Annotated in this window: 11 protein-coding genes; 6 read left to right on the top strand and 5 right to left on the bottom strand. The window is 62.9% G+C overall.

The annotated features are described in order from the left end of the window. Nucleotides 1-19: 19 nt before the first annotated feature. Together LQ232_RS18860 and LQ232_RS18855 are read left to right on the top strand one after the other, a co-directional pair. On the top strand, nucleotides 20-4009 hold the full coding sequence (locus tag LQ232_RS18860; protein WP_230181934.1) for a DUF3683 domain-containing protein: 3990 nt from the start codon (nucleotides 20-22) through the stop codon (nucleotides 4007-4009). A gap of 1 nt (nucleotide 4010) precedes the next feature. Further along, entirely contained in the window at nucleotides 4011-4454 is a 444-nt protein-coding gene (locus LQ232_RS18855) for an HIT family protein (protein ID WP_230181933.1), read from the top strand. A gap of 86 nt (nucleotides 4455-4540) precedes the next feature. Here LQ232_RS18855 and LQ232_RS18850 read toward each other — a convergent pair whose 3' ends face one another. The 5 genes from LQ232_RS18850 to LQ232_RS18830 all read right to left on the bottom strand — a co-directional run bounded on the left by LQ232_RS18850 (nucleotide 4541) and on the right by LQ232_RS18830 (nucleotide 9679). Then, complete coding sequence (locus LQ232_RS18850) at nucleotides 4541-6073, bottom strand: methyl-accepting chemotaxis protein (RefSeq protein WP_305878740.1); 1533 nt, start codon at nucleotides 6071-6073, stop codon at nucleotides 4541-4543. Nucleotides 6074-6118: 45 nt separating this feature from the next. Beyond that, nucleotides 6119-6580, bottom strand: a complete 462-nt coding sequence (locus LQ232_RS18845; protein ID WP_230181932.1) for a cache domain-containing protein — start codon at nucleotides 6578-6580, stop codon at nucleotides 6119-6121. A gap of 38 nt (nucleotides 6581-6618) precedes the next feature. Continuing rightward, the gene (locus LQ232_RS18840) at nucleotides 6619-7098 is read right to left on the bottom strand and encodes a chemotaxis protein CheW (RefSeq protein WP_230181931.1); all 480 of its coding nucleotides are present in this window, start codon (nucleotides 7096-7098) and stop codon (nucleotides 6619-6621) included. Between the two features lie 42 nt (nucleotides 7099-7140). After that, complete coding sequence (locus LQ232_RS18835) at nucleotides 7141-9255, bottom strand: chemotaxis protein CheW (RefSeq protein WP_230181930.1); 2115 nt, start codon at nucleotides 9253-9255, stop codon at nucleotides 7141-7143. A 61-nt stretch (nucleotides 9256-9316) separates the two neighbouring features. Further along, a complete protein-coding gene (locus LQ232_RS18830; RefSeq protein WP_230181929.1) occupies nucleotides 9317-9679 on the bottom strand; it encodes a response regulator in 363 nt (120 codons plus the stop codon). Between the two features lie 196 nt (nucleotides 9680-9875). On the opposite strand from LQ232_RS18830, the gene LQ232_RS23700 reads away from it, so the two are divergent. The 4 genes from LQ232_RS23700 to LQ232_RS18815 all read left to right on the top strand — a co-directional run bounded on the left by LQ232_RS23700 (nucleotide 9876) and on the right by LQ232_RS18815 (nucleotide 12283). Next, a complete protein-coding gene (locus LQ232_RS23700) occupies nucleotides 9876-9929 on the top strand; it encodes a hypothetical protein (protein ID WP_366526639.1) in 54 nt (17 codons plus the stop codon). Then, nucleotides 9926-10234, top strand: coding sequence for a hypothetical protein (locus tag LQ232_RS23695; protein WP_371820315.1), 309 nt, complete (start codon nucleotides 9926-9928; stop codon nucleotides 10232-10234). Before LQ232_RS23700 ends, LQ232_RS23695 begins: the two co-directional genes overlap by 4 nt. A 325-nt stretch (nucleotides 10235-10559) precedes the next feature. After that, nucleotides 10560-11657 (top strand): response regulator, encoded by a 1098-nt coding sequence (locus LQ232_RS18820; RefSeq protein WP_230181927.1) that lies wholly within the window; start codon nucleotides 10560-10562, stop codon nucleotides 11655-11657. Next, complete coding sequence (locus LQ232_RS18815; protein ID WP_230181926.1) at nucleotides 11654-12283, top strand: response regulator transcription factor; 630 nt, start codon at nucleotides 11654-11656, stop codon at nucleotides 12281-12283. The genes LQ232_RS18820 and LQ232_RS18815 overlap by 4 nt, the downstream gene beginning before the upstream one ends. Nucleotide 12284: the final 1 nt, after the last annotated feature.

The raw sequence follows: 12284 nt of genomic DNA, 5'->3' as shown, positions 1-12284 counted from the left end.
CCGCGCCTGGCGCCTCGACATGAACGCACCGCTCCCGCTGACCCAAATACCCGACAATGCAGCCGAGGCCCACGCCGACGGCGCGCCGCGCTTGCGCGAAATCCCCTACAACTACACCTCGTTTTCCGACCGCGAAATCGTGCAGCGCCTGCTCGGCCTGCGCGCCTGGGAACTGCTGAGCCAGTTGCGCACCGAGCGCCAGACCGGCCGCTCCGCCCGCATGCTGTATGAAGTGCTGGGCGACATCTGGGTCGTGCAGCGCAACCCCTACCTGCAAGATGATTTGCTGGACAACCCCAAGCGCCGCGCACAGCTGATCGATGCCCTGCACCACCGCCTGAGCGAGATCGACAAGCGCCGCACGCCGTCCAGCAACCCGGCTGATGCCAACCGCGACACCCTGGTGGGCGAGTTGCTGGTGGCCGCCCGCGCCTGTATCGACCGCTTCGCGCTCAACTTCAAGCACGTGTACGACCTGCGCCAGCGCGCCCGCAAGACGCTGGGCAAGGTCACCGCTGGCGACAACATCAAGTTCGATGGTCTGAGCCGCGTCTCGCACGTGACCGACGCCACCGACTGGCGCGTCGAGTACCCCTTCGTCGTGCTCACGCCCGACACCGAAGAAGAAATGGCCGCCCTGGTCAAGGGCTGCGTCGAGCTGGAACTCACCATCATCCCGCGCGGAGGTGGCACGGGCTATACCGGCGGCGCCGTGCCCTTGACGTGGCGCAGCGCGGTCATCAACACCGAAAAGCTGGAGCAGATGACCGAGGTCGAGATGGTCAGCCTGCCAGGCGTCGACCACCCGGTGGCCACCGTCTGGACTGGCGCGGGCGTGGTCACGCAACGCGTGGCCGATGCGGCCGAGCGCTCAGGCTTTGTGTTCGCGGTGGACCCCACCTCGGCCGAAGCTTCGTGCGTGGGCGGCAACATCGCCATGAACGCCGGTGGCAAGAAAGCTGTGCTGTGGGGCACCGCCCTGGACAACCTGGCCAGCTGGCGCATGGTCACGCCCGACGCCCAATGGCTGGAAGTCGTGCGCCTTAACCACAACCTGGGCAAGATCCACGACGCGCCCATGGCCAGCTTCGAGCTGAAGTATTTCCAGGCCGATGGCAAGACGCCGATCCGCACCGAGCGCCTGGACATCCCCGGCCGCACTTTCCGCAAGGAAGGCCTGGGGAAGGACGTCACCGACAAGTTCCTGGCCGGCTTGCCCGGCATCCAGAAGGAAGGCTGCGACGGCCTGATCACCAGCGCGCGCTGGGTCGTGCACCGCATGCCCGATCACGTGCGCACCGTGTGCCTGGAGTTCTTCGGCAACCCCAAGGACGCCGTGCCCTCGATCGTCGAGATCAAGGACTTCATGTTCAAGGAGATGGCCCAGCCCGGCGGCGCCATCCTGGCTGGCCTGGAACACCTGGACGACCGTTACCTGCGCGCTGTGGGCTATGCCACCAAGAGCAAGCGCGGCGTGCTGCCCAAGATGGTCCTGATCGGCGACATCGTGGGCGACGACGAGAACCGCGTGGCCTTGGCCACCAGCGAGGTCATCCGCTTTGCCAATGGCCGCAGCGGCGAAGGCTTCGTGGCCGTGAGCGCCGACGCCCGCAAGAAGTTTTGGGCCGACCGCAAGCGCACCGCCGCCATCGCCAAGCACACCAACGCCTTCAAGGTCAACGAAGACGTCGTGATCCCGCTGCCACGCATGGGCGAGTACACCCTGGGCATCGAGCGCATCAACATCGAGTTGAGCCTGCGCAACAAGCTGCAATTGCTGGATCGCCTCAAAGCCTTCATGTCCAACGGCCACCTGCCCTTGGGCAAGGTCGAGGACACGAGCGAGCTGCCCAGCCCCGAGCAATTGGAAGAGCGCGTGCAACGCGCCCTGGTTCTGCTGGACGAGACCAAGGCCAAGTGGCAGTTCCTGCACGAGCGCATCGACGCGCCCTTGGCGCAAGTGGGCGATGAACTGGCCGCGCTAGGGTATGAGCAGCACCGCAACGGCACTTACGCCCCGCAAGACGGCGACACGGTGTTCAACCTGCTGCAGACCTGGTCGATCCGCGTGAGCTGGAAGCGCGAGTTGCGCGACGAGTTCGCCAAGATCTTCAGCGGTTCGGCCATGGAACCCATCCTGGCCGAGGCCAAGCGCATCCACAAGGAAGTGCTGCGCGGTCGCGTGTGGGCGGCCCTGCACATGCATGCCGGCGATGGCAATGTGCACACCAACCTGCCGGTCAACAGCGACAACTACGAGATGTTGCAGACGGCGCACGAAGCCGTGGCCCGCATCATGAAGCTGGCGCGTTCGCTGGACGGCGTGATCTCGGGCGAACATGGCATCGGCATCACCAAACTCGAATTTTTGAGCGATGCCGAGATGGCCGACTTCACGGCCTACAAGGCCAGGGTCGACCCCGAAGGCCGCTTCAACAAGGGCAAGCTGCTGCGCGGCGCGGCCCTGAAGGGCCTGGGCGACGACGTTCACAACGCCGACCTGAGCGAGGCCTACACACCCAGCTTTGGCCTGATGGGGCACGAGTCCCTGATCATGCAGCAGTCGGACATCGGCGAGATCGCCACGTCTGTGAAAGACTGCCTGCGCTGCGGCAAGTGCAAGCCAGTGTGCGCCACCCACGTGCCACGCGCCAACCTGCTCTACAGCCCGCGCAACAAGATCCTGGCCACTTCGCTGCTGGTCGAGGCCTTTTTGTACGAAGAGCAGACGCGCCGTGGCGTGTCCATCAAGCACTGGGAAGAGTTCGAAGACGTGGCCGACCACTGCACGGTCTGCCACAAGTGCCTGTCGCCCTGCCCCGTCAACATCGACTTCGGCGACGTGTCGATGAACATGCGCAACCTGCTGCGCAAGATGGGCAAGAAGAGCTTCAGGCCCGGCAATGCCGCGGCCATGTTCATGCTCAACGCCACCAACCCCGAGACCATCAAGCTGGCCCGCTCGGCCATGGTGGGCGTGGGCATGAAGGCGCAGCGCGTGGCCCACGACGTGATGAAGGTGGTGGCCCGCAAGCAGACCAGCGCACCGCCGGCGTCGGTCGGTTCTGCGCCGATCAAAGAGCAGATCATCCACTTCATCAACAAGAAGTTGCCGGGCGGCCTGCCCAAGAAGACCGCGCGCGCGCTGCTCGACATCGAGGACAAGGACTACGTCCCCATCATCCGCAACCCCAAGCAGGCGGCGGACACGGAGGCGGTCTTCTACTTCCCGGGCTGTGGCTCCGAGCGCTTGTTCTCGCAAGTCGGTCTGGCCACGCAAGCCATGCTGTGGCATGCCGGCGTGCAGACCGTGCTGCCACCGGGTTACCTGTGCTGCGGCTACCCGCAACGCGGATCCGGCCAGTTCGACAAGGCCGAGAAGATGATCACCGACAACCGGGTGCTGTTCCACCGCGTGGCCAACACGCTGAACTACCTGGACATCAAGACGGTGGTCGTGAGTTGCGGCACCTGCTACGACCAGCTGCAGGGCTACCAGTTCGACAAGATCTTCCCCGGCTGCCGCATCATCGACATCCACGAGTACCTGCTGGAAAAGGGCATCACCCTGGCCGGCAAGGACGCCTACCTGTACCACGACCCCTGCCACAGCCCCATGAAGCTGCAAGAGCCCATGAAGACGGTGAAGGCGCTGGTGGGCAACAACGTGCTCGAATCCAAACGCTGCTGCGGCGAATCAGGCACCCTGGGCGTGACACGGCCCGACATCTCCACGCAGATCCGCTTCCGCAAGGAAGAAGAGATCCTCAAGGGTGAAGCGCAGTTGCGCGCTGAGGGCAAGGTTGGCGCCAAGGAAAACGTCAAGATCCTGACCTCCTGCCCGAGCTGCCTGCAAGGCCTGAGCCGCTACGAAGATGACCTGCAGAACGGCCTGCTCGAGGCCGACTACATCGTGGTCGAAATGGCGCGCCAGATCCTGGGCGAGAACTGGATGCCCGACTACGTCAAGCGCGCCAACGATGGTGGCATCGAGCGCGTGCTGGTCTGACATGGGGCAACTGGACACCACCCGTCAGGCCAGTTGCGAATTGTGCGTGACCGACGGGGGCCGCCTCGTCGTGCGCACGCCCAAGCTGCGCGTGATCCGTGTTCTGGATGCCGACTATCCCGGCTTTTACCGCGTGATCTGGAACGACCACGCGGCCGAGTTCACCGACCTGCCGACGGCGGACCGCGTCTACCTGATGGAAGCATTGGCCAAAGTGGAATCGTTGGTGCGCGAGCACCTGCACCCCACCAAGGTGAATCTGGCCAGCCTGGGCAATGTGGTGCCGCACCTGCATTGGCACGTCATCGCGCGCTACGCGGATGACAAGCACTTTCCCCAGCCCATCTGGGGTGCGGCGCAACGTGACGTGCCGGATGAGCGCTGGGGCAGTGTCAAAGCCGAATTGCCACTGCTCGACACCGCCATCCAGGCCGCCCTGAGCTGAGGCCCGCATCACTTGCGGATGTGGTCCAGCGCCGTGGGCAAGGGATGGTTCAACAAGGCCACGGTGAGGGCCTGACGGCAGCTCGCTCAGTTTGGCACCAGGCGAAACTGGCTGACCACTTCGGTCAGCGTGTGCGACTGGGACTTCAGGCTTTCCGCCGCCGCGGCCGATTGCTCGACCAAGGCCGCGTTCTGCTGGGTCATCTGGTCGAGCTGCGTCACGGCGGTGCTGACCTGCATGATGCCTTGCGACTCCTGTTCGGCCGCCAGTGTGATCTCGCCAATGATTTGCGTGACCCGCTGCACGCCTTCCACGATGTCGTGCATGGACTTGCCCGCTTCGTTCACCAGGCGCGCACCGGTTTCAACGCGTTCTGACGACGCACTGATCAGCGTTTTGATCTCGCGCGCCGCACTGGCGCTGCGTTGCGCCAATGAGCGCACTTCGCTGGCCACGACCGCGAAGCCACGGCCCTGCTCGCCAGCCCGCGCGGCTTCCACCGCCGCGTTCAAGGCCAGGATGTTGGTCTGGAAGGCAATGCCATCGATCACGCTGATGATCTCGTTGATCTTGCGCGAGGCGGTGTCAATCTCGGCCATGTTGGACACGACCTGCGACATCACCTCACCACCACGGCGTGCGGAATCCGCGGCCGCGTTGGCCAATGAATCCGCCGACCGGGCCGATTCCGCCGTGTGGCGCACGGTGCCCGTCAACTGCGCCATCGAAGAGGCGGTCTCTTGCAAACTCGACGCGGTGTTCTCGGTGCGTTGGCTCAGATCCTGGTTGCCCGCCGCGATTTCACTGGACGCCGTGCCAATCGAATTGGCGGCCAGGCGCACGGTGTTGATGGAACTAGACAGCTGAGTCACCATGCGGCCCAAGGCCTTGAGCAACTGGCCGATCTCGTCGTCGTTGCGGCTTTCCAGCACCAGGTCGAAGCGCCCTTCGGCCACTTCATCGGCGGCTTTCACCGCCATTTGCAGGTCATGGACCACGCGGCCCTGGCTGGTCCAGGCCACCAGCAAGGAGCACAGGCCCGCCAGCCCGGCGATGGCCGCGATGGCGATTTGCGTGGCGCGCGACTTGGACTCCAGGGCTTCGACTTCACCTTCGGCGTGCTTTTGAACCTGCGAGACCAAGGCTGACATCTGCTCAGCCGATTTCTTGAAATAACCATCGGCCGTCTGCAAAGCGGCCACGCCGGTGTTGGGGTCCATGGTGGACAGGTCGATGGCGTTGTCCGCGGCCCTGACATAGTCGTTGAGTGACTGCTCGAATGACTTGGTCGCCTCGGCGCTCAGGTCTCCCACTTTGAAGCTGGTGGCGACCGCCTTCTGGATGCCCGCCACCGCCATCGGCAAGGCTTGCCTGCGCTGCTTGACCTCGTCCTCGCTGAGCGAGGCGATCAATGCGATGGTGCGGTAGAGCGAAACATGGATGTCGGACAGCTTGCCCGCCACACCCACGATGGCCAATTGCTGCTGAAGGCTGTTGTCGTGGGTGCGCTGACCATTTTCACGGTCGTTGGCCAGCACCCAGACAAAGCCGAGCAAGGCCAGGAAAAGGACGACGCTCGCCAGGATGGGCGACGCCATGAGTTTGGTACGCAGTTTCATGTGCAAATTCCTGCGCCCAACTCAGACGCCGAGATGGGGAAACACTTATTTGTAGATACCGCCGCAAACCACGGTGTCTTCGAGCTTCTCGCAATACATGCTCTTGGGCTCGATCTTCTTGGTTTCGGGGTTGGTGAACTTGTAGTCCTGCCAGAACGTGGCGTTGGTCTTGGCCATGTCCACACGTTCTTTCACGAAGGCCTTGCCGTCGATGTCTTTCAACTCGATCAGGTTCTTGCCGATCATCTTGGCATTGGAGCCATGGGCCTTCACCGTGCCATCCAGGGAATAGACCGTGAGGTACAGGTCCTGATGGTGGAACTCGGCGTTGGCCTTGTCGCTGATGTCGGCATAGGCCTTGTCCTTGCCAGCCGACTTGACGTGGGCCACGCCCTTCTTGACCATGGCCACGGCTTCATCCTTGGTGGCGCCACCTTCGGCCGCGTGGACGCTGAACGCCCCCGCCGAGAGAGCCAGAGACAACATCACAGCAAGTTTCGTGTTCATGTCGATTTCCAATCAGCGTTTGGTTAAAAGAGAAGGCCTTAGTCAGCCAGGCCCATGTCCGGGCTCATCAACAGGCCTTCGATGTCCAGCAGGATCACCATGCGCTCGCCCACCTGGGCCAGCCCACGGATGAAGCCGGCGTCGATGGCCGAATGCATTTCAGGCGCGGGCCGCACGGACTCGGCCGGGATCTCCATCACGTCGCTCACCGAATCCACCACCGTGCCGATGGTGCGGTGACCGATGTGCAGCACGATGGACACCGTGAAGGCGTTGTACTCCGCCGAGGCGCAGCCAAAGCGCAAACGCAGGTCAACGATAGGGACAATCGTGCCGCGCAGGTTGACAACACCCTTGAGGAAGTGCGATGCATTGGCAATGCGCGTGGGGTTTTCATAGCCGCGGATTTCCTGCACCTTCAAGATGTCGATGCCGTACTCTTCATCGCCCAGTCGAAAGGTCAGGTACTCGCGTGCCAAAGTGTTGGTCTGCAGGTCCAGTTTTTCCATCATGCCCATGGCTTGTTCTCCAAGGTGTCTAGTGCTTGCGGGTTGTTCAGGTCAATGGCGCGAACGACGCACCAAGCTGCCAACGTCCAGAATCAACGCCACGCGGCCATCACCCATGATGGTGGCCCCCGAGACATCATTGACTTTGCGGTAGTTGCTTTCCAGGTTCTTGACGACCACCTGCTGTTGGCCCAGCAGTTCGTCCACCAGCAGCGCTACGCGCCCGCCGTCGGCTTCCACCACCACCATGATCCCGCTGGTGTGCTCCCAATCGAAGCGCGGCACGCCAAAGACCTTTTCCAGCTCGATCACCGGCATGTACTCTTCGCGCACTTCCACGACGCGGCCCGAGCCACCGATGGTCTTGACCATCTCTTCATTGACCTGGAAGCTCTCGACCACCGAGGACAGCGGCAGGATGTAGACCTCTTCGCCCACGCCCACACTCATGCCGTCCATGATGGCCAGGGTCAGCGGCAGGCGCACCGAGACGCGCATGCCATAGCCTTCGGCCGAATCGATCTCGACCGTGCCGCCCAGCGAGGTGATGTTGCGTTTGACCACGTCCATGCCCACGCCGCGTCCCGACACGTCGGTGACCTCGTCGGCAGTCGAAAAGCCCGGCGCAAAGATAAGGTTCCAGCAGTCGGTGTCCGACATCGTGTCCGGTGCATCGATGCCTTTCTCGCGCGCCTTGCTGATCAGTTTTTCTCGGTTCAGGCCGCGTCCGTCATCGCGCACTTCAATGACGATCGAGCCGCCTTGGTGCGAGGCCGCCAGGGTGATGGTGCCCACCTCGGGCTTGCCCTTGGCCAAGCGGTCGGCGGGCATTTCCACGCCGTGGTCGCAAGAATTGCGCACCAAGTGGGTCAGCGGGTCGGTGATCTTCTCGACCAGGCCCTTGTCCAGTTCGGTGGATTCACCTTGCATGACCAGCTCGACCTTCTTGCCCAGCTTGTTGGCCAGGTCGCGCAGCATGCGCGGAAAGCGGCTGAACACCGTCGACATCGGAATCATCCGGATCGACATCACGGCTTCTTGCAGATCGCGGGTGTTGCGGTCCAGGTCGGTCAGGCCGCTCATCAGTTGCTGGTACAGCACCGGGTCCAGACCACGGCTGTTTTGCGCCAGCATGGCTTGTGTGATCACCAGTTCGCCCACCAGGTTGATGAGCTGGTCGACCTTCTCGACCGACACGCGGATGGTGGACGACTCCAGGCCACCGGCGGCAGGCTTGTCCGCCTTGACCGCAGGCTTGGCCGCCGCAGAGGATGCGGACGAGCCTTCTGCAGAAGCCGAAGAGGCCGTTACAGCCCCGGCTGTGGGTGCGCCAGGGGCGTTGTCAAAAAATCCGTAGCCGGGCTCTTCATGAGCGGCAGCGGAGCCTGCCTCGAACAGGCCCTTGTCAGGATCGACCTCCACACCACCTTCGGTCCAGGGCATGAAGACCACTTCTTCACGCGACACGTGGAAGGTGAACAGGTCCAGCAAGTCGGATTCGGCCGAGGCTGTTTCCAGCTTGAAGCGGCGGGTGTTGGGCTGTTCAGGCAAGCTGGGCAGATCCTCGATCGTGCCCAGGCCTTCGATTTCCTTGAACAGGTCACGCAGTTCGTCGGCCTGAGACAGGTTGCTCAAAGGTCCGACACGCAGTTCGACCAGACGCTTGCCCTTGGCAGGCGTGGCGGCCACAGGCGCTGCAACTTGAACGGCCGGCGCCACTGGCGCGGCGGCGATCGCCACAGGGGCTTCGCCCGCCACCAGGGCACGCACATTGAACAGCAATTCGGTGGTGTCGATCGCATCGCCGCCATTGCCTTGATGTCGCGCCAGCTGGGCCTTGAGCGCATCGCCCGAAGCCAGCAGCACATCGACCATGCTCGCATTGGGGGCCAACTCGTGGCGGCGCAGCTTGTCCAGCAGCGTCTCCATCTGGTGGGTCAACTCGGCCACATCGCTGAAACCAAAGGTGGCCGCGCCACCTTTGATCGAGTGCGCGCAGCGGAAGATGGCGTTCAACTCTTCGTCATCTGCCTGGGTGATGTCCAGACCGAGCAGGAGCTGCTCCATGTTGTCCAGATTCTCACCGGCTTCTTCAAAGAAGACTTGGTAAAACTGGCTAAGGTCAATCCCTGCGGATTGGCTGTTGTCGGTGTTCATCTCTGCCATGTCCGGCTCCTGAATATCTTGTGTGTGATCACTGCGTCAATCAATGCCTGGCCGACTCGCGTCAGCGAATCACCTTCTTGATGACTTCCAGCAGCTTGTTGGGGTCGAAGGGTTTAACCAGCCAGCCCGTGGCGCCCGCCGAGCGGCCCGCCATCTTCATCTGGTCGCTGGATTCGGTGGTCAGGATCAGGATCGGCGTGGCCTTGAACTGCGGGTTCTCGCGCAGCTTCTTGGTCAGGCTGATGCCGTCCATGCGGGGCATGTTCTGGTCGGTGAGCACGAGGTCAAAACTGCGGCCCCCCGCTTTTTCCCAGGCGTCCTGGCCGTCAACGGCTTCGATGACGTTGTAGCCGGCGCTTTTCAGCGTGAAAGAAACCATCTGCCGCATTGAGGCTGAATCGTCGACGGCAAGGATTGAATGCATGTCGCTCTCCGGGGGCTTAAAAAAACAAAACAGGTCAGGGCCAAAAACAGCCAATCAACGACGATCGGTATTTCGGCAGATGAGACAAAATCTTTAAAACAACTCCACAGACCCAGCGTCCATTTCGTCCTGGGTCACGGGATTGGGCTGGAGGGGTCCTTCGTCCACCACCGCCTCGCCATCGGGGTCATCGCCCATGGCATCCCTGGCAATCTGGTCGGCGCAACTGCGAAGACGCCGGTTGGTGTGAACGATCAATTGGGTGGCCATGTCCTGGAATTGCAGCGCCGTCACCGTTCGGTACAGCGTCTGCAGGGTTTCCTGCAAGGCGGGGGGCAACTCCTTGCCGCCCTGGTCGATCACCGCGCCCAGCTGGTTGGCCGCCCCGTGAAAACCTTCGATCAGCGCGCCACAGGCGTCGTCCAGCAAACGCTGAAGCCGCTCCAGGTCATTGGCCGCCGTCATCAGGTGGTCTTGCAAAGCCGCCGCCGCCAGCAGGGACATCTCCGTGGGTGGCGCGCTCGCTTCGCTCTCTTCATTGGTCAGCATCCGTGACTCCACTGAACCTGGTTTCGGGGCCCCAACTGCGGGGCTCTCATATCGGTGCGCATGTCACACCGAGGTCATTCCCTATATCGGCAGGAAATGCGCGGGACTTGCGCGATTGTTAGAATTTTTCACGCATTCGCCCCCCGAGTAGTCACAATGACGCGGGAAAACTTGGCGCAAATCGAAGGATCGAAGGCCTCCTGTGTCCGACCATTTCACGCCCCCCTCCGTACCGCGGCCGCCTTCGGCACCCGCCCACGCGACTAACGACTCGCCCGTTCGCCTCAGGGTCCTCCACCTGGAAGACAGCGAACCCGACCATGACCTGGTGATGATTCACCTGCGCCGCGGCGGCATCCTGGCCGAGGTCTTGCGAGTCGAAAGCGAGACCGGCCTGGCCGAAGCCCTTGAACAGGAATGGGACCTGATCCTGTCCGACTACAACCTGCCCGGCTACTCTGGCCTGGCCGCCCTGGACAAGGTGCGTTCGCTGGGCAAGCTGGTGCCCTTCATATTGGTCTCTGGGGAAATCGGCGAAGACATCGCCGTGCAGGCCATGCGCAACGGCGCCAACGACTACCTGCTCAAAAGCAACCTGGCGCGCCTGGCCCCGGCCGCGCTGCTGGCCATCGAGGCCAACCGCACCCGCATCGCGAAACAGTACGCCGACCTGGCCCTGACCCGCTCACGCCAGCAAATCCGCGAACTCGCCCAGCATTTGCAGACCACCATCGAGCAAGAGCGCGCGGCCATCGCCCGCGAGATCCACGATGACGTGGGCGGGGCGCTCACCGCCGTCAAGTTCGATCTGGCCTGGATCGCGCGACACGCCACCACGCCCGACATCGCCGAGCACGCCCAGCAGGCCATGGAAGCCGTCACCATGGCCCACGAGGCCACGCAGCGCATCATGCACAACCTGCGGCCCGCCATCCTGGAGCAAGGGCTGGTGGCCGCCCTGCAATGGATGAGCGACCGTTTCGCCAAACGCACAGGCATCGCCACCGAGTTCCGCACCAGCCACGAACAGATGGTGCTGTCGGCCGGCGTGCCGCTGGTGGCCTACCGCTTTGCGCAAGAGTCGCTCACCAATGTGTCCAAGCACGCCCTAGCCACGCGTGTCAGTGTCGACCTGGCGCAAGCTGGTGGCGTGCTGTCGCTCGAAGTGAGCGACAACGGCCGGGGCCTCAGCCCGGATGACCTCGCCAAGGCCAAGTCCTTCGGCATCCGAGGCCTGCACGAGCGCGCCGAAACCGTCGGCGGCTGGGTTGACATCAGCAGTGGCGCCAATGGCACAACCTTGATTCTGTCGGTGCCCCTGTCTGGCCCCGAAAACGGTTTCCTGGATGCAATTGCGCCAGAATTGAGCATCGATACCGTCGGTACCGAAGGCGACCCTGACGACCCCACCGCATGGGGTACCCAATGATCAAAGTGATTCTGTGTGACGACCACGCCTTGATCCGTCGCGGCATCCGCGACACGCTGGCCGACGCCGATGACATCGACGTCGTCGGCGAGGCTGGTGACTATGGCGAGTTGCGCGGCTTGCTGCGCGAAAAATCCTGCGATGTCCTGGTGCTGGACATCAACCTGCCCGGCCGCAGCGGCCTCGACGTGCTGCACGTGCTGAAGGAAGAAGGCACCACCTTGAAGGTGCTGGTGGTATCCATGTACCCTGAAGACCAATATGCCATGCGCGCCTTGAAGGCCGGCGCTGCGGGCTACCTCAACAAAGGCAGCGATGCCGCCCAGATCGTGGCCGCCGTGCGGACGGTGTCACAAGGCAAAAAATACGTGACGCCCGAGATGGCGCAGATGCTGGTCGACAACCTGACCACGCCCGCGCCGGAAGACGCGCACCAGAAGCTGTCCGACCGCGAGTTGCAGACGCTGGTGATGATCGCCTCGGGCAAGAAGCTGTCGGACATCGCAGAGCAGTTGCTGCTCAGCCCGAAAACCGTCAGCGTCTATCGCGCCCGCGTGCTTGAAAAACTTGGCCTGGCCAATAACTCCGAGCTGACGGTCTACGCTATTCGCAATGGCCTGGTTTGAT

The sequence above is a fragment of the Aquabacterium sp. CECT 9606 genome (genome assembly GCF_918741295.1).
Lineage (GTDB): Bacteria > Pseudomonadota > Gammaproteobacteria > Burkholderiales > Burkholderiaceae_C > Aquabacterium.
The sequence above is the reverse complement of the archived record's forward strand: the minus strand, read 5'-3'. Positions and strand labels throughout refer to the sequence as shown.

Excerpts from the sequence above, each read along its gene's own strand:
- LQ232_RS18860 (WP_230181934.1), top strand. The coding sequence starts at position 20 with ATGAACGCACCGCTCCCGCTGACCCAAATACCCGACAATGCAGCCGAG.
- LQ232_RS18840 (WP_230181931.1), bottom strand. The coding sequence starts at position 7,098 with ATGGGCATGATGGAAAAACTGGACCTGCAGACCAACACTTTGGCACGC.
- LQ232_RS18850 (WP_305878740.1), bottom strand. The coding sequence starts at position 6,073 with ATGAAACTGCGTACCAAACTCATGGCGTCGCCCATCCTGGCGAGCGTC.
- LQ232_RS18830 (WP_230181929.1), bottom strand. The coding sequence starts at position 9,679 with ATGCATTCAATCCTTGCCGTCGACGATTCAGCCTCAATGCGGCAGATG.
- LQ232_RS18835 (WP_230181930.1), bottom strand. The coding sequence starts at position 9,255 with ATGGCAGAGATGAACACCGACAACAGCCAATCCGCAGGGATTGACCTT.
- LQ232_RS18855 (WP_230181933.1), top strand. The coding sequence starts at position 4,011 with ATGGGGCAACTGGACACCACCCGTCAGGCCAGTTGCGAATTGTGCGTG.
- LQ232_RS18845 (WP_230181932.1), bottom strand. The coding sequence starts at position 6,580 with ATGAACACGAAACTTGCTGTGATGTTGTCTCTGGCTCTCTCGGCGGGG.
- LQ232_RS18820 (WP_230181927.1), top strand. The coding sequence starts at position 10,560 with ATGATTCACCTGCGCCGCGGCGGCATCCTGGCCGAGGTCTTGCGAGTC.
- LQ232_RS18815 (WP_230181926.1), top strand. The coding sequence starts at position 11,654 with ATGATCAAAGTGATTCTGTGTGACGACCACGCCTTGATCCGTCGCGGC.